Here is a 16,619-nt window from a genome sequence, read left to right on the forward strand (position 1 = left end):
GGGAGGTGCCCCCAGCCCCGCGGAACGAATGCCCACAACCGGACGGCATAGGCTGGGGGCTATGACGATCGACCCGAAAGGCGCCCGGACGATGGGGAAGTGGACACCGCGGCACGAAGCCCCGGAGCCCCTTGAGGGGAACGTCGTCGGGACGATCACCGGGGGAACCGTCCTGTGGTTCGTCCTCTTCCTCGTGCAGCTCCCCTTCTACGCGTGGTTCGAGCACCACGGTCATCTGTGGTGGCTGTGGACCTGCCTCGCCGGGGGCGGCCTCGGGCTGCTCGGCATCTGGTACGTACGCCGGCGCGACGCCGCCCTCCGGCGGACGGCTGACGCCGCCGCCGGGAAGCAGGGAGAGCCCGAGTAACGGGCGGACCGCCGCGGGCCCGCGGCTCCGGCTCCCGGCTCCCAGCTCCCGGATCCCCGCTCCCCGCTCCCGGCTCTCTTCGGCAGGTGAACGACACCTTCCGCCCGTAGCGTCGGAGTCATGACGCAGCGGCCGCAGACCGACAGCGGAGCTCCCTTCGGCGGCCTCGTCCAGCTCGGCCCCGGCGACAAGGTGGTCGTCGACGGCGAGGTGGCCGAGGCCGACGAACGGCTGCACGTCCCCGCGCCCTTCGGCTTCGACCTGGACACCACTGGTTTCGGTGCCCGCGAGGCCGAAGCCACCGGTGAGGAGCCGGCGGCCGGGGCGTGAGCCCGACCAGCACTCGTGGCTCCGGCTACTGGTCGAACCAGCGGTCGCGGGCCAGTTCCTCCGTGCGGGAGGCGTCCTCCAGGAGCGCCGCGACCTCGAAGCGGCGCGGCCACTGGCCCGCCGCCCAGGCCAGGCCCGCCGCCACGCCCTCCAGAGTCGCCGCGTGCAGCACGCCGTCCGGGGTCAGGCGCCAGTCCGCTTCGACGCCGTCGACCAGCAGCTCCTCGTACTCGACGTACGAGGCGGGCGTCGCGGGGCCGAGCAGGATGCGCACGGATTCCGGCACCTCGTGCGTCTCGCCCGCGCCTGCGCCATCGCCTTCGCCTTCCGGCGAGGCGACCCGGCCCTCGTAGACCTCGCTGAGCCGCGGCACCTGCAGCAACTCGGCGAGTTCCACCGCCCGTCCGGGCCGTACGGGCAGCAGCGCCCGGTCCGTCGCGAGCGGCAGCAGGTCGGGCGCGTCCGCGACCAGGGCTTCGGACGCGTCCACGACCCGTACGTCCCCGTCGACGACCGCCCGCAGGTCGTCGGGCAGCGTCACCTGTTCCGGGTCGAGCTCGGCCAGCGCGCTGTAGATGGCGTGCAGTTGGGCAGGGGCGACCGGGCGGCCTGGGTCGGCGAGGCGGGACAGCAGCTCGGCGGCGCCGCCCGGTTCGTCGAGCAGCGCGGCGACGGACGTGCGCACGCCGAGCGCGCGCAGCACCTGCTCGTCCTCGAAGCCGTGCGCATCCGCGGGCTCGTAGAGGCCGGCAAGGAGCGGGTCGCCGCCCGCGGCCCGCAGCCCGGCGGGGCGGCGCCCGTCGAGCACGGGGTTGCCGCGCAGCCACCACGCCGTGTACGGGCGGACGGTCTCGGTCGTGCCGTCCGGCAGCAGGATCCGGACGCGCTCGGTCAGCGCTTCGCGCAGCGGGGGCTCGGCGAGCAGCGCCAGCGCCTGCGGCCAGGCGTCGTCGTCGACGAGGTCGAGGTCGCGGACGGCGACGATCTCGGTGGCGACCGGCGGCACGGGCAACTCGGGCAGCCGGTCGAGCACGTCCTCGCACCACACGTCGACGGAGTCGCACAGCCCCACGTCGTCCGGCTCCGCGAAGTCGCTGTCGCGCGGCTCGAGTTCGTCGGGATCGAGGACGACGTCGGAGGCCCGTACGAGCGAAAAGTTCGCCAGCACGCCGACCGCGGTGAGCGGCTGCTCGCCCCAGCGCTCGGCGAGCTCGGGGTCGCAGGCGGCGAGTTCGCCCTCGCGGATGACGCGCTCGAACGGGCTGCCGGGGAAGACGAGTTCACCGGCGGGGGCGAGCTCGCCGTCCTCGTCGGGGAGCGCGAGCGCGGCGAGCCAGGGCTCGTCGCCGGGCGCGAGCTGGGCGTCCCGTACGAGTCCGAGGACGGCCTCGGCCAGCTCGTCGCCGTCGAGGGTGTCCGCGTCCTCGTCCCAGATCTCGCCGGCCTCGAGGGAGTTGGCGACGGCGGCCCGCACCTGGGGGGTGGTGAGGACGGCGCGGGGGGTGGCGGGGGTCGCGCCGAGCTTCTCGAGGAGGGGGTGGGCGGCGTCGGGGTGGGCGACCTTGAGGCCGAGGCGGGCGAGGGTGGCCGCGCTGGTCGGCGGGGCGGGGGCCGGCTCGGTGGCCGGTGCGGGGATGCGGGTCGCGCCGACGACGACGTCCGCGACGTCGGGGTGACGGCGCTCCTCCGCGGTGTCGTCGGCGCCGGGGAGCGGCAGCAGGACCTGGCGGGGGCCGATGGTCGTACGGCCGTCCGCGAGCGGTACGGGCAGGCCGCTGAGGCGGTCGGGGTCGATGCCGGTGAGGCTGTCGTAGAGCCGCCGCCACCAGGCGGGGGCGCGCTCGACGCCCGCGAGCCGGTCGATGGCCTCCCCGAGCGGCACGCGCGCGACGCCGAGCGCGCGCAGCTCGGACCGCCGCTCGAGCCCTGCGGGCAGCAGGCTGGGGAACAGCTCGGCGAGCACGCGTACGGTCTCGGCTCCCGCGCCTTCGACGATCTCGGCGTCGACGGGCCGAAGGGCACCGTCCGCGGCGTCGGCGTCGGCGTGTGCGTCGGCAGCGCGGGCTGCGGACCCGGCCTCGCCGGGCTCCGCGTCGGCTCCGCCGGCAGCGTCGCGCTCGCGCCATGACGCGGCGTCGTCGGCCCTCGGCGTCCTCGGCTCCCCGGCCCACGGGTCGTGCGGGCCTGTGCCACCGTGCCCAGCGGCGGCCGTGCCCGGCTCATGGCCCCCGGCCGCGCCGGGCTCGCTCCGCGCCGCGCCAGCGGCGGCCGCTCCGGTGTACGCGGCTCCGGCCGCATCGGGAGCCGGAGCAGCCCAGGGGTCGCGGGGCTCGGACCCGCGGTCCTCCGGGGAGGCCGCCGTAGGCGAGGCCGCGCTGGGGAGGAAGGGGATGCGGGGGAGCAGGCGCAGGATCTCCGCGCGCACGCGGCCGTCCAGTTCGCCCTTGCCGAGCGGTCCCGGGACGAGGTCGATCGTGCCAGTGCCGACGGGGCGCCAGTCCCGCACGAGCCCGGCGTACGCCTCCGCGGCCCGCTGCGCCAGGAAGTCCGTGAGCGGCCCGGGCGCCGCGTGGCGGCGGGTCGGCTCGAGCGGGAACGAGGCGATCAGCAGTGCGGGCAGGTCGAGGGGCTCGTCGGTGGGCGTCGGGGCGTGGACGACCGGCGCGGTGCCGGGCCGCGCGGGCGCGCCGCCCCGCGCGTCGTCCACGGGCACGGCCCACGTTACGGACCAGACCGGGCGCAGCCGTTCCTCGGTCGGGCGGTCGGCGAGCAGCGCCGCCTCCAGCTGCCCGCCGGCGGTGGCGGTGCGCCAGCGCGTCGTACCGTGCGCGCTGTCCTCGATGACGGTGTACGGGCCTTCCTGACGACGCGTCAGGGTGCGTACGCCCTCGGGCGTGTCCACGACGACCTCGGAGAGGCCGGGGAGCGTGAGCAGCAGCGCGTCGTCGACTCCGTCGAGGAGGCGGGCGGCGAGGTCCGCGGCCGCGCCGTCGCGCAGCGGCAGCACGACCGCGGTGTCGTAGCCGACGGGCGCGGTGCCCTGCGCGGGCAGCGGCAGCCGCAGCAGCGGTACGTGGCCGTCGCGGCGGCGCAGTTCGTCAGCGAGGCCGGTGCTCGCTTCGGCCGCCTCCTGCGCGAGCTCGCGCGCCTCGGCGAGGGACCAGCGGACTCCGCCGGTGCGGCCGACGATCGCGGGCTCGTCGCTGACGGCGAGGACGGCCGCGAAGCCGACGCCGAAGCGGCCGATGGCGTACGCCGCGTCCCCGTCGCGCTTCGCGGACGCGCGGAGCGTGGACAGGGACTCGACGCCGGCGGCGTCCAGCGGAGCGCCGGTGTTGGAGGCGACGAGGGCCGCGGGGGCGGCGGGGGCGGTGTCCTCGGGGCCCTCCGAGGGGTGGAGGGTGAGCCGGAGCCGGCCGGGGACGGCCGCGCGGGCGGCCGCGTCGGCGGCGTTCTGGGCCAGCTCAACGACCAGCCGGTCGCGGTAGCCGCCGAGGGCGAGGTCCTCCTCGGCATTGGCGTCCTCCCGGAAGCGGGAGGGGGACGCGGCCCACGCGTCCAGCACGCCGCGCCGCAGCCGCGCCGTCCCGAACGGGTCCGCCCCGTCGGCCGTCGCCCGCACCATCGCCGTGCCGCTCACGTGTCGTCTCCCTCGTGCCACACCACCGATTGTCAGCGCCGAACGTACCGCTTGCGACGCCCCCCGCGCTCCGCCGTCCCAGCCCCGGGGCAGAACGGCGCCAGGGCCGGGGGGGCGGGGGACGCGGCCACCGCGAGGACGGGGAACGGGGCGGGGCACCGGCCTCGCGCGGCGGGAGCGGGGGCGAGGTCGCCAGGCCGGGCGGGGTGTATTGGGCGGCTTCGCGCCGTTGGGCGGCATTCGGCCCGGCCGTCTGCGGCTTTCGTTTCGCGCCGTCGGCGCAAGGCGAAACCGAATGACGGCCGGGCCCGAATGTCGCCCCGCGACGTGAAGCCACCCAACGCACCCGCGTGGCAACGGCCCGACCGGCGAGGTCAGGAGTGGCCGAGCTCCTCCTCCGGGCCCGTGGGCTCCACCGAGCCGCCCGCGCGGTCCGGCCGCAGCGGGAGGGGGTCGACCTGCGTCTCGTCGATCACCGGCGGCGCCGGTCGCGGCGGCTTCGGCATGACCGCGGCCTCCGAGTGGCCGCCGCACCCGAACGCCAGCGATACGACGTGGCCGTCCGCCGGCGAGAACTCGTTCGCGCAGATCCCGAACGCCTGCCGCAGCGAGCCCGCGAGCGGCACCAGGAAGCCACACGTCACACACGACGCGGGCGCAGCCTGCGCGATCGGCGTCTTCGGGCCGTAGCCCTCCTCCCAGCGGTCCGCCGCCGTGTGCAGCCCGTAGCGGGAGAGGACGCGCGCGCGGCGCATGCCCAGCTCCTCGGCGACCGCCGCAATGCTGCCCCTGGCCGGGGGGCCGGGCAGCGCGGACGGCGGCACCGCGGACACCTCCGCGTCCTCCGCCTCCGCGAGCTCCGCCACGTTGCGCGCGTACTCGGCCTCCGCCGATACCGCCGAGTTCGGCGGCGGCTCGTCCTCGCCGGAGAAGCCCGGCTCCAGCCGGAGGTCGTCCGCCTCGGTCGGCAGCAGGTCGCCGGGGCCCAGGTCGCCCGGCCGCAGGCGCTCGCTCCACGGCACCCACTCCGGCGCGAGCAGCGCCTCGGGTCCGGGCAGCAGCACCGTCTCGTCGAGCGTGACGACCTTGGCGCGGGAGGCGCGGGCGACGGTCACGGCCCAGCGCCAGCCGCGATAAGCGGGCTCGCGGCAGGCGAAGAGGTGCGTGACGACCCGGTCACCTTCCGCGACCGCCCCGAGGTGCTCGCCGACCGAGTCCTCACCCGCGGCTTCCACTGCCGCGGCGAGGGCGAGTTCGACCGCCTCGGCGCACATGCGGTCAGGGGTACGGCTTCGCATCGTCGCAGCACTCACAAGAATCGATTCTCTCCTACGCCGTATCACGCGTGCGCCGACCGAACCGGCCGTGCGGCCGGAGGGGCGGCGGCGGAGCGGACCGCAGGACCGCGTCGACGTCCGCGCCCGATCGGCCTCGGGCGCACCTGCTACAACCCATTCTGCGGGATCGCCGGCGGGTGCGCGGCCAAGTACGACGGCCGGTGGCGCGTAACGCACGCTACCCCTCTCGCGAGCGCCCGGCCCACCCTCCCCCTCGGCTTCACCGGCCCGACAGGGACCGGACATGCCGCCGCCTGCACCGAACACCCACGCCCCGTACGAGTTGGGGCAGTATGACGGAGTGGCAGCAGACTGGTCGTCCGCACGCACGAGTCCGCTCCGCCGCGTCGGCGCGGCGGTCGGACGGGCGCTGCACCTGCCGTTCACGGCCACCGCGCGCGGCATCCGCCGCGCCACCCACGCCCACGGCGCCGGTGAATCCGGCCTCGGCAAGCTGATCGAGCTGCACGCCGTGAACGGCGCGGGCGACATGCTGATCACCATCGCCCTCGCCTCCACCGTCTTCTTCTCCGTGCCCACGGACGAGGCCCGCGGCCGGGTCGCGCTCTATCTGGCGATCACGATGGCGCCCTTCACCCTGCTCGCCCCCGTCATCGGCCCGGCCCTCGACCACTTCCCGCACGGCCGCCGCGCGGCGATGGCGGGCGCCATGCTGGCCCGCGCGCTGCTCGCGCTGATCCTGTCGAGCGCCGTGGTGACCGGCGGCATCGAGCTGTACCCGGCGGCGCTCTGTGTGCTGGTGGCCTCCAAGGCGTACGGCGTCGTGCGCAGCGCCGTCGTACCCCGGCTGCTGCCGCCGCGCTTCGCCCTGGTCAAGGCGAACTCCCGGGTGACGCTCGGCGGTCTGCTGGCCACGGGCGTCGCGGCGCCCGTGGGGGCAGGGCTGCAGGCCATCGGGTCCGGGTGGCCCCTGTACGCCGCGTTCGTCGTGTTCTGCGTCGGCACCTTCCTGGCCTTCACGCTGCCGCACAAGGTGGACTCGGCGAAGGGCGAGGCGAAGGCGCGCTTCATCTCCCACGAGTTCCATGCGCCTCACCGGTCGCATGAGCCGCGGACTCAGACGCAGACTCAGAGTCAGACCCGGACTCAGTCTCAGACGGCCGCCGCCGCGAAGACCCGGCGGGGCGGCGCGGCACGGCCGAGGAAGCCGGGTCTGCGGACCGTCGGGCCGTCCGTGTTCCACGGGCTGCAGGCCAATGCCACGCACCGCGCGCTCTCCGGCTTCCTCATCTTCTTCCTGGCGTTCCTGCTGCGCGAGCATCCGCTGGGCGATCGGACCGCGGCCGTCTCGCTCGGCATGGTCGCCGTCGCGGCGGGTGTGGGCAACGCGCTCGGCACGGCGGTCGGCGCGTGGGTCAGGTCCCGTACGCCGGAGAAGATCATCGTGGCGGTGCTGGTGCTCGCGCTGGGCTCCTCGGTCCTGGCCGCCGTGTTCTTCAACCAGTTCACGATCACGGCACTCGGCGCCGTGGCCGGGTTCACCCAGGCGCTCGCGAAACTGTCGCTGGATGCGCTGATCCAGCGCGACGTACCGGAGCAGGTACGGAACTCCGCGTTCGCCCGCTCAGAGACGCTGCTGCAGATGTCGTGGGTGGTGGGCGGAGCGGTCGGCATCTCGCTGCCGCTGAACGGCATCCTCGGCATGTCCGTGGCCGCGGCGATGGTCGGCGCGGGCGCGGCCACGACCGTACGAGGGCTGCTGACCGCCGGGCGCCGCGGCACGCCGCACCCCCGCGTGGCGTGAGCAGAGCGGGCAGATAGCCTTCCCGCATGACCCCTGCGCTGTTTAGGAGCAAGACCCGCCGCACCGCTGTCGCTGCCGGTGCCGCCGCCCTCGGGCTCGTCGCCCTGTCCGGGTGCGAGAAGCCGACCCCGATGGCGACCGTCACCGTGGGCTCGAACTCCGTGTCCTCCGAGGCCGCCTGCTACAGCGAGGGCAAGAAGCTGTCCCAGGAGGAGCTGCAGGACTGCATCGGCGGGAAGTCCGGCAAGAAGCTCACCGTGCACGACGGCGAGAGGATCCGCGTCGGCGTCGACCCGGAGGTCGCCGAGTCGGGCTGGGCCATGGTCGTGAACGGCCAGGGCACGATGGCCGAGGCGAGCGAGGACACGTACCGCACCTTCGACTTCGACCAGATCTTCGCGCCGCAGCAGAGCACGGCGGGCGCGGCGGCGGTTCCGAAGACCGCACAGGTCGCGATCATCGAGGTGACGAAGTCGGGCGAGGCGAAGGGCGTGTGGCAGTTCACGCTGAGCCGGGCGTCCTGACGTACGGCCGCCCCCGGCGATCGGCTCCGCACTGATGCGCGCGCGCCCCGACGGACAGCCGTCCGGAGAGTCGTCTCCGGACGGCGGGCCCCGGCGGGCACGCGTCCTCGTCGTCACCGCGGTGGCGGCTGAAGCCGACGCGGTGCAGGCCGGGCTGAGCGATGCGCTCGCCTCGCAGGCCGATGCCGCGGGCGATACCGCGGGCGATGCCGCGGGCGATGCCGGGTCTTCGGGGCGCCGCTTCCCACCCGCGCGGAGCGCGCGGCCAGGGGTTGACGTCATCGCCGCCGGGGTCGGGCCCGCCGCTGCCGCCGCGGCAACCTCCACGGCGCTCACCACCGCCGAACTCGCGGGCGCCCCGTACGGCCTCGTCCTCTCGGCCGGTATCGGCGGCGGCTTCGCGCCCCTCGCCCCCGTCGGGGCGGTCGTCGTCGCCGAGGCGATCGTCGCCGCCGACCTGGGGGCCGAGACACCCGACGGGTTCGCGCCCGTCGAGGAGTTGGGCTTCGGCCGCTCCCTCCACACCCCGCCTCCCGAGTCGGCCCGGCGCGCCGCCAAGGCGCTGGAACAGGGCGGCCTGCACGCCGTACTCGCACCCGTCCTCACCGTCTCCACCACGACCGGTTCCGCCGGGCGCGCCGCCGAGCTCCTGGCGCGCCATCCGCGCGCCGCCGCCGAGGCGATGGAAGGTTTCGGCGTCGCCGAGGCCGCCGCCGCGCACGGCGTGCCGGTGCTCGAAGTACGGGCGGTCTCCAACCCCGTCGGCCCCCGCGACCGCGGCGCCTGGCGGATCGGCGACGCCCTGGAGGCGCTGCGGCGCGCCTTCCACCTGCTCACTCCGATCGTCGAGGAGGAGTCCCGATGAGCCAAGCGCAGGGCGGCACCGTCACGATCGCGTACTCGCCGTGCCCGAACGACACGTTCGTCTTCCACGCGTGGGCCCACGGCCACGTCCCGGGCGCGCCCGCGCTCGACGTGACGTTCGCGGACATCGACGTCACCAACGGCATGGCGGAGCGCGGCGAGCTGGACGTGCTCAAGGTGTCGTACGCGGTGCTGCCCTGGATCCTCGACCGGTACGCGCTGCTGCCGTGCGGCGGGGCGCTCGGCCGGGGCTGCGGACCGCTGGTGCTGACCCGCGGGCCGGGCACTTCCGGGGACGGGGACCTGGCGGGCAGGACCGTGGCCGTGCCGAGCGAGCGGTCGACGGCCTATCTCCTCTTCCGGCTGTGGGCCGCGGACAAGGTTCCCGGCGGCGTCGGCAAGGTGGTCGTGATGCCGTTCCACGAGATCATGCCCGCCGTGCGGGACGGCAAGGCCGACGCCGGGCTCGTGATCCACGAGGCCCGCTTCACGTACCAGGACTACGGTCTGCACTGCCTCGCCGACATGGGCGAGCACTGGGAGGCCACGACCGGACTGCCGATTCCGCTCGGCGCGATCGTCGCGAAGCGCGAGCTCGGCGAGGAGCGGCTGCGGCAGCTCGCGGATGCCGCGCGGGACTCGGTGCGAATGGCGTGGGCCGACCCGGACGCCTCGCGCGCGTACATCATGGAGCACGCGCAGGAGATGGATCCGGCGGTCGCAGAGCAGCACATCGGGCTGTACGTCAACGAGTTCACGGCCGGTCTCGGCGACGAGGGCTACGCCGCCGTGCGCGCCCTGCTCACGCGCGCGGCGGCCGAGGGGCTCGTACCGCCCCTCGGCCACGATGCGCTCGGCTTCGGCTAGCCGGGCAGCCTTTCGGCGGCCGGCCCGGCTGTCTTTCGGTCAGACGTCCAGCTGGTCGGCCACCGCCCGGAGCATGCCCGCGATCTTGCGGCCGTGTGTCTTCTCGGGGTAGCGGCCGCGCTCGAGCTGCTGCGCGACGCTCTCCAAAAGCGTCGTGAGGTCCTGGACGATCGAGGCCAGCTCGTCCGGCTTGCGGCGCTGCGCCGCCGCGACCGAGGGCGTCGGGTCGAGGAGGGTCACCGAGAGCGCCTGGTCGCCGCGCTGCCCGGCGACGACGCCGAACTCCACGCGCTGGCCCGGCTTGAGCGTGTCCACTCCGTCCGGCAGCACGGAGGAGTGCACGAAGACGTCGCCGCCGTCGTCCCGGGAGAGAAAGCCGAAGCCCTTCTCGCTGTTGAACCACTTGACCTTGCCGGTAGGCACGTCCGTCCTCGTCCTCGTACTCGTCGGGGAAAAGCAAACACAAAACAGCTCTGGATAGCAGTACAGCGGGCCGCCAGACCCGCCACCTCCAAGGCTAATGGTCCCGTGCCTGGTGACAAGACGTCGCCGGGTGGTTCCGATACGCTCCTGGAGCCGACCTACCCTGGTCGGGTGACCAATGAAACCAAGCGCCCGGCCGCCGGGCCCGGCGACCGCCTCGTCCGCGCCGGCGTGATCGTCTTCGTCGTCGGCGCGTTGGCCACGCTGGCGACGGTGGCCCCCCTCTTCCTCGGCGCCGAACCGCTGCCGCCTGCCGCGTACTTCGTGTCCATGCTGATGGGGGCGGGCTTCGCGATCGCAGCGGCCGGGGTGCTGCGGTCGGTCGCGGCGCAGCGGCGTCAGGCGAATCAGGCGGCGCGCTCCACCGCGTAGCGCGCGTTGTGGGCATTCGTTCCGCGGGGCTGGGGGCACCTCCCAGCGGTAGCTGGGGGGTGGGCACAACGCGACCACCGGCGTGCAGTCGGCGACGATGCGCCGGCCCGCCGCGGGGGGTTGCCGTCTCGTACGCGGCTGCACGCCGGTGGCACGGGTGTGCCCACCCGTTCCGCCCCGCGGAACGAATGCCCACACCCCGGCCGTATTCTTAGGCTCGCCTAACTTGCCGGGCCTCCACGTAAGGAACCGATGTCAGCCGCGACCGCCGTCACCGGCCCCAGACGCGCTCTGGTGACCCGCCGCATCGCGTGGACGGCCGCGGCCGTCGCCGCGCTGCTGCTCGCGGTGCTGCTCAGCCTCGCCGTCGGCGCCCGCGCCATCGCACCGTCCGCAGTCCTCGACGCCCTGCTACACGGCGGTACGAGCGACGCGGCCGAAGTCGTACGGTCGCTGCGGGTGCCGCGTACGGTCATCGCGCTGATGGTCGGCGCGGCGCTCGCGCTGGCGGGCACGGTGATGCAGGGCATCACCCGCAACCCGATCGCCGACCCCGCCATCCTCGGGATCAGCCAGGGCGCGTCGGCCGGAGTGGTGTTGGCCATCGCCTTCGCCGGGGTGCACACGCTGAGCGGCTACGTGTGGTTCGCCTTCGTGGGCGCCGGTATCGCGGCGGTCGCCGCCTACGCCGTAGCGTCCAGCGGGCGCAGCGGTGCGACCCCCGTGAAACTCGCGCTGGCGGGCGCCGCCATCAACGCCCTCCTCGTGTCGGTGATCCACGCCGTGCTCACCACGGACGCCGCCACGCTGGACGAGTTCCGCTTCTGGCAGGTCGGCTCCGTCGCCGGGCGGGACACCGACGTCATCGCGCAGACCTGGCCGTTCCTGCTGGTGGGCGCGCTGCTGGTGGCGTCGGTCGCGCGCGGCCTCGACGCCCTGGCGCTGGGCGAGGACGTCGCCAAGGGGCTCGGGCAGAAGGTCGCGACCGTACGGATCGTGGGCGGGCTCGGCGCGACGGTGCTGACGGGCGTGGGCGTGGCGGCCGCGGGGCCGATCGCCTTCGTCGGCCTCGCGGTGCCGCATATCGCCCGGGCGATCGTCGGCACGGACCACCGATGGGTGCTGCCGATGGCCGCGCTGACCGGCCCGGTGATGCTGCTCGTCGCGGACGTCGTCGGCCGGGTCGTCTTCCCGCCGTCGGAGGTCCCGGCGGGCGTGGCGACGGCCCTGATCGGCGTCCCGTTCCTGGTCGCCCTGGTCCGCCGCAGGGCGGTCGCCGCATGAGCCGCGCAGAGGCGGCGTGCGGGCCCATACGCCCCCGGGCCGCGGCCAGTTGGCCACCGCCGATACGCCCCCGGGCCGCGGCCGGTTCGCCGCCGCCGGTCCGCGCCGTCGGGCTGCCCTCCGTCGCGGCGCGAACACCGTGGAGGGCCTCATGACCTCGACTCCCGTCACGGCCTCGACCCCCGTCACCACCGCGCAGCGGGCGACCGTACGGCCCGCGGGCTACGCGCTCGTGCACGCGGACGGGCGCGGGTCGTTCCTCGTACACCGGCGGGCCGCCGTCGTCGGCGGGGTGCTGGGCGTACTGCTGGCTGCCGTCTGCGTGGCGTACCTGTGTGTCGGGGAGTCCACCGCGGTGCCGCTCGAAGCCGTGAAGGTGGTCCTCGGGCAGCCGTCGCAGGACGAGTTCGTCGTCGGCACGCTGCGGCTGCCGCGCATGACCGTCGGGCTCATGGCCGGCGCCGCCTTCGGCGTCGCGGGCGGGCTCATCCAGACCGTCGCCCGCAACCCGCTCGCCAGCCCCGACGTCATCGGCATCAGCCACGGCGCGACCGCGCTGACGGTCAGTGCGATGACCTTCGGCGTCACCTCGTACGCGGTCCTCCCCTACCTCTCGATCCTCGGCGGGCTCGGCGCGGCCGCGCTCGTGTACGTCTTCGCGTGGCGCGGCGGGCTGCACGCGGCCCGCTTCGTACTCATCGGCATCGGCTTCGCGATCGCTCTGCGCTCCGTCACCCAACTGTTCCTGACGAAGGGCGACTACTTGGTCGCGCAGCATGCGCAGGTGTGGATGACAGGCTCCCTCAACGCGCGGGGCTGGGAGGAGGCCGGGCCGCTCGGCTGGACGCTGCTCGCGCTGCTGCCCGCCGTGCTGTGGGCGGCGCGCGCCCAGCGGTCCGTGTCGCTCGACGACGACACCGCGACCGCGCTCGGCTCGCGCCTGGGCCCGGCCCGGCTCGGGCTCGTGCTGCTCGGCGTCGTCCTCGCCTCGGTCGCCACGGCGGCCGCTGGGCCTGTGGACTTCGTGGCGCTGCTCGCGCCGCAGGTCGCGCGGCGGCTGACGCGGACCGCGCAGATCCCGCTGCTGTGCGCGGCGCTGGCGGGTGCGTTCATCGTGGTGGCCGCCGACCTGCTGGCGCGGGTGCTGTTCGCGCCGACCGAGCTGCCGGTGGGCGTGCTGACCGCCGCCGTCGGCGCCCCGTACCTCATCTTCCTGATCATCCGCAGCCGTACCGGAGGACGTGCGTGACCGCCCCCGAGGTCCCCGAAGCCCTTGACGCTCCCCAGGGTCGCGAGGCTCCCGAGCCGACCGAGACCGCCGAGACTCCCGCGGCCCCCGAGCTCCGCGGGATCCCCGAAACCCCCGAGAGCAGCAGGCTCATGGCCCGCGACCTGACCCTCGCCTACGGCGACCGCACGGTCGTCGAGGGCCTCGACCTGGCCATCCCGGACGGCGAGGTCACGGTCGTCGTCGGCCCTAACGCCTGCGGCAAGTCGACCCTGCTGCGCGCCCTGGGCCGCCTCCTCAAGCCGCGCCGCGGCTCCGTGCTGCTCGACGGCCGGGAGCTCGGCCGCATCCCGACCCGCAAGATCGCCCAGTCGGTCGGGCTGCTGCCGCAGTCGCCGGTCGCGCCCGAGGCGATCACGGTCGCGGACCTGGTCGCGCGCGGCCGCCAGCCGCACCAGCGCTGGTGGCAGCAGTGGTCCGAGGAGGACGAGCGCGCGGTCACCGACGCCATGGCCCGTACGGACGTGACGGCGCTCGCCGAGCGGCCCGTCGACGAACTGTCGGGCGGGCAGCGGCAGCGCGTGTGGATCGCCATGGCCCTCGCCCAGGAGACCGAACTGCTGCTCCTGGACGAGCCGACGACGTACCTGGACATTGCGCACCAGGTCGAAGTCCTGGACCTGGTGCGGCAGTTGAACCGTGACCGCGGCCGTACGGTTGTCGCCGTCCTGCACGACCTCAACCAGGCCGCCCGGTACGCCGATCACCTCGTCGCCATGAAGGCGGGACGGATCGTGGCGCAGGGCCCGCCGGCCGAGGTCGTCACGGCCGGTCTTGTGCGGGAGGTCTTCGGGCTCGAATCGGTGGTCGTCCCGGACCCGGTGACCGGCAGCCCCCTGGTCGTACCGGGCGCACCCCGCCACTAGGAATGCCCACATCCATTCACCCCCGGGGGCTGCGCCTCGCACGCCACAGCAGGTAGAGCGCCGAAGCCACGGCCGCCGCGCGGAGGGCCACCGGCCAGGTCTCGGTGAGCGCGTCGCCCATCTGCCCCTGCGGGATCCGCTCGCCCCAGCGCCTGTCCACCCGCCCCCACAGCCACACGACCGCGCCCGCCGCGACGACCCCCGGCAGTCCGACAGCGGCCCACTTGGCCTGGGTACGGGACAGCTTGCGCGTGCCGTACGCGATGAGCCAGCCGAGGCCGAGCGCGACGAGCGATTTGAGCACGGCGCCGACGATGAGCAGGCCGGCGGCGAGCAGCAGCAGCGGGCTGAGGGGCTGTCGCGCCCGGGTCTCCGTGCTGCGGTCCGTCACCGGCTCCGTAGGGCGACGCCGGGACAACGCCCGCCGCAGCACCCCGGGTCCGCGGCCGGAACCCGGACCGCCCTCGCCCGAGCCCGCTCCCGCGTCCCCGCCCGCATCCCCGTCGGCAGGGCCGCCCGCGGCCTCGTCCGGCTTCGCCTTCCGCAGCCGGCCGCCGGCAGCATCCACGGAGACCGGCGGTGGCTTGAGTATCTCCGGGATCTCGATCCCCCCGACGAAGCCGGGCACGGACTCGCCCGGGCTGCCGAAGGGCCCCGGCTCGATCCGCCACCAGTCGGGGGTGGCGTCGCTCGGGCCCAGCTCGTCCTCGCCCGCGAGGTGCGGCGGCGAGGGCTCGCTGCCCGAGCGGGGAGGCGGCACGGTCCCCTGGGTCTCCCTGACCGGCTCCCGGCCCGCCTCCGCCACCGGTACGTGCCGTGGCGCCTCGGGCTGTCCGTCCGCGGGGACCCCGCCCGCCGCGGTCACCACCTCGGACGGCGTGCCCAGCCTGCCGAGGATGCGCTTGACCGACGCGGTCGTGTCGGCGGCACCGGCGCGCTGCTCGTCGATCTCCGCGCGCAGCCGGGTGACCAGGCGCATTCGCTCGCCGGAGGGCAGCTGCCGCTGCTGGGCCAGGTCGCCGACCCGGCTCAGATAGTCGAATACGAGCTGATCGCTCTCGATCCCCACCAAATCCCCTGCGGGCACGCACACTTCACGACGGGACTGCCCCGACGTTACCGCCTCCGCCGCGCACCGCACCGCATCAACTCACGCTGAGCAGCTGCAGCTCCGTCTCGAGGTTGTAGCGCGCGGTGCGCTCCCAGCGGTCGTGGGCGGTGGGCGTGCGGTAGAGGCTGGGCAGCTCGAGCAGCTGGCGCAGGACGGCGGCGCGGCCGTCGCGGAAGGCGTCGTGCGGCACGAAGCCGTACTCCTGGCGGATGGCGGCAGCGTAGGCGGCGTACGCCTGCGGCGGGCCGGCGAGCACGGCGAGGTCCGCGTCGCACAGCACCTCGCCGTCGGTGTCCCCGGGCGCCGGGTCGTGGGTGACGGTGAGCCGTACGAGCCTTGCCACCTCCGCCGTACGGGCCGTGGTCACCCCGGCCTGCGGCAGGCCGCGCTCGGCGAGCCGGGCGCTGCGCTCCTCGTTCTCGGAGCGCTCCGGGTCGTAGACGGCGTCGTGGAACCAGGCGGCCAGCCGTACGGCGTCGGGGTCGGCGCAGTGGTGGGCCAGCTCCTCGACGTGGTCGAGGACGGCGAGGAGGTGGTCGGTGGTGTGGTAGCGGCGGTGGGGCTCGGCCCAACGGGCGAGGAGGTTCTCGCCGTACGGGACGGGGTCGGGGTGGCGGGTCTCCTGGCACCGGTGCAGCAGCCGCGTCCAGCGCGCGAGCAGGATGTCGCGGGTGGCCCCGGCGTTGGGGTCGGTGGGGGCGTTGGCTGCCATGGATCAATTGTGTGCCATGGTTTTCCGTGACGGTCTCCCTGTGGCAACCTTGGATATATGTCTAGACCAATCCTCGAGGTGATTGCCCTCGGCGTCGACGACGCGGTCGCGGCCGAGGCCGGAGGGGCCGACCGCCTCGAACTGGTCACCGATATGGCGGCCGACGGCCTCACCCCCTCGCGCGAGACGTTCGCTGCGGTACGCGCCGCGGTCGACATCCCGCTGCGCGTGATGCTGCGCTCGGCGGCCACGGCGCGGAGCGGCGAGCGCTGCACGGCGGCCGAACTGCACGCGCTGTGCGCGGAGGCGGAGGCGCTGCGGGCGGAGGGCGCGGACGAGTTCGTGCTCGGCTTCCTGGATCACGCGGGGCACCCGGACCTGGTGGCGGTCGAGATGATCGTCGCGGTGATCGAGCCGTGCCCGTGGACGTTCCACCGGGCGATCGACCGCGCCGCGCACCGCGACGAGCTGCGCAAGCAGCTGGCCGGGCTGCCCGGCCTCGACGCGTACCTGACGGCCGGCTCGCCGACCGGTGTCGACGACGGCATGCCGGTGCTGCTCGCGGAGGCGGCGCGGGCCGGGGAACCGGGGTATGAGGCGCGGATTCTGGTGGGCGGGGGGCTGCGGCTGGACCACCTGCCGCGGTTGCGGGCCGGCGGGATCGACGCCTTCCACATCGGCGGGGCGGCGCGCCCTGCGGGCTGGGCTTCCCCGGTCTCCGCTGCCGCGGTGGAGCACTGGCGCGAGGCGCTGTAACCGGGTTGTGGGGAGTTGTTTCTCGCCCCGAGACAAACGGACACAAACCCAAG

The 16,619-nt window shown here is 74.9% G+C and carries 16 protein-coding genes; 11 read left to right on the forward strand and 5 right to left on the reverse strand.

Features of this window, described 5'->3' with window-relative positions:
• The first annotated feature begins 91 nt into the window (after nt 1-91).
• Together ACTWQC_RS05795 and ACTWQC_RS05800 are read left to right on the forward strand one after the other, a co-directional pair.
• On the forward strand, nt 92-367 hold the full coding sequence (locus tag ACTWQC_RS05795; RefSeq protein WP_443314455.1) for a DUF2530 domain-containing protein: 276 nt from the start codon (nt 92-94) through the stop codon (nt 365-367).
• A gap of 120 nt (nt 368-487) precedes the next feature.
• Nucleotides 488-697 (forward strand): hypothetical protein, encoded by a 210-nt coding sequence (locus ACTWQC_RS05800; RefSeq protein WP_443314428.1) that lies wholly within the window; start codon nt 488-490, stop codon nt 695-697.
• A gap of 25 nt (nt 698-722) precedes the next feature.
• On the opposite strand, the gene ACTWQC_RS05805 is transcribed toward ACTWQC_RS05800, so the two are convergent.
• Together ACTWQC_RS05805 and ACTWQC_RS05810 are read right to left on the reverse strand one after the other, a co-directional pair.
• Nucleotides 723-4,322: a sacsin N-terminal ATP-binding-like domain-containing protein gene (locus ACTWQC_RS05805; RefSeq protein WP_443314456.1), complete on the reverse strand. Its 3,600-nt coding sequence runs from the start codon at nt 4,320-4,322 to the stop codon at nt 723-725.
• A 389-nt stretch (nt 4,323-4,711) separates the two neighbouring features.
• Complete coding sequence (locus ACTWQC_RS05810; protein ID WP_443314429.1) at nt 4,712-5,650, reverse strand: DUF3027 domain-containing protein; 939 nt, start codon at nt 5,648-5,650, stop codon at nt 4,712-4,714.
• Nucleotides 5,651-5,918: 268 nt separating this feature from the next.
• On the opposite strand from ACTWQC_RS05810, the gene ACTWQC_RS05815 reads away from it, so the two are divergent.
• The 4 genes from ACTWQC_RS05815 to ACTWQC_RS05830 are packed head-to-tail and all read left to right on the forward strand — an operon-like array spanning nt 5,919 to nt 9,694.
• Nucleotides 5,919-7,439 carry an MFS transporter gene (locus ACTWQC_RS05815; RefSeq protein ID WP_443314430.1) on the forward strand — a complete coding sequence of 507 codons (1,521 nt, stop codon included), beginning with the start codon at nt 5,919-5,921 and terminating at the stop codon, nt 7,437-7,439.
• Nucleotides 7,440-7,465: 26 nt separating this feature from the next.
• A complete protein-coding gene (locus ACTWQC_RS05820; RefSeq protein ID WP_443314431.1) occupies nt 7,466-7,963 on the forward strand; it encodes a hypothetical protein in 498 nt (165 codons plus the stop codon).
• A gap of 34 nt (nt 7,964-7,997) precedes the next feature.
• On the forward strand, nt 7,998-8,828 hold the full coding sequence (locus tag ACTWQC_RS05825) for a futalosine hydrolase (protein WP_443314432.1): 831 nt from the start codon (nt 7,998-8,000) through the stop codon (nt 8,826-8,828).
• Nucleotides 8,825-9,694, forward strand: coding sequence for a 1,4-dihydroxy-6-naphthoate synthase (locus ACTWQC_RS05830; protein ID WP_443314433.1), 870 nt, complete (start codon nt 8,825-8,827; stop codon nt 9,692-9,694). Before ACTWQC_RS05825 ends, ACTWQC_RS05830 begins: the two co-directional genes overlap by 4 nt.
• A 39-nt stretch (nt 9,695-9,733) precedes the next feature.
• Here ACTWQC_RS05830 and ACTWQC_RS05835 read toward each other — a convergent pair whose 3' ends face one another.
• Nucleotides 9,734-10,117, reverse strand: coding sequence for a cold-shock protein (locus ACTWQC_RS05835; protein ID WP_443314434.1), 384 nt, complete (start codon nt 10,115-10,117; stop codon nt 9,734-9,736).
• Nucleotides 10,118-10,288: 171 nt separating this feature from the next.
• Here ACTWQC_RS05835 and ACTWQC_RS05840 point away from each other — a divergent pair, with 171 nt between their 5' ends.
• From ACTWQC_RS05840 to ACTWQC_RS05855, 4 genes are all read left to right on the forward strand, one after another.
• Nucleotides 10,289-10,549: a hypothetical protein gene (locus tag ACTWQC_RS05840; protein WP_443314435.1), complete on the forward strand. Its 261-nt coding sequence runs from the start codon at nt 10,289-10,291 to the stop codon at nt 10,547-10,549.
• Nucleotides 10,550-10,801: 252 nt separating this feature from the next.
• A complete protein-coding gene (locus ACTWQC_RS05845; protein WP_443314436.1) occupies nt 10,802-11,833 on the forward strand; it encodes a FecCD family ABC transporter permease in 1,032 nt (343 codons plus the stop codon).
• Between the two features lie 151 nt (nt 11,834-11,984).
• On the forward strand, nt 11,985-13,082 hold the full coding sequence (locus ACTWQC_RS05850; RefSeq protein WP_443314437.1) for a FecCD family ABC transporter permease: 1,098 nt from the start codon (nt 11,985-11,987) through the stop codon (nt 13,080-13,082).
• Between the two features lie 131 nt (nt 13,083-13,213).
• Entirely contained in the window at nt 13,214-13,987 is a 774-nt protein-coding gene (locus tag ACTWQC_RS05855; protein WP_443314457.1) for an ABC transporter ATP-binding protein, read from the forward strand.
• Nucleotides 13,988-14,003: 16 nt separating this feature from the next.
• Here the strand turns inward: ACTWQC_RS05855 and ACTWQC_RS05860 are convergent, their stop codons facing one another.
• Together ACTWQC_RS05860 and ACTWQC_RS05865 are read right to left on the reverse strand one after the other, a co-directional pair.
• Nucleotides 14,004-15,056: a hypothetical protein gene (locus tag ACTWQC_RS05860; protein WP_443314438.1), complete on the reverse strand. Its 1,053-nt coding sequence runs from the start codon at nt 15,054-15,056 to the stop codon at nt 14,004-14,006.
• A 76-nt stretch (nt 15,057-15,132) separates the two neighbouring features.
• Nucleotides 15,133-15,810: an HD domain-containing protein gene (locus ACTWQC_RS05865; RefSeq protein ID WP_443314439.1), complete on the reverse strand. Its 678-nt coding sequence runs from the start codon at nt 15,808-15,810 to the stop codon at nt 15,133-15,135.
• A 57-nt stretch (nt 15,811-15,867) separates the two neighbouring features.
• On the opposite strand from ACTWQC_RS05865, the gene ACTWQC_RS05870 reads away from it, so the two are divergent.
• Complete coding sequence (locus ACTWQC_RS05870; protein WP_443314440.1) at nt 15,868-16,566, forward strand: copper homeostasis protein CutC; 699 nt, start codon at nt 15,868-15,870, stop codon at nt 16,564-16,566.
• Nucleotides 16,567-16,619 lie beyond the last annotated feature (53 nt).

This window comes from Streptomyces sp. 8N616 (assembly GCF_052246385.1).
Taxonomy (GTDB): domain Bacteria; phylum Actinomycetota; class Actinomycetes; order Streptomycetales; family Streptomycetaceae; genus Streptomyces.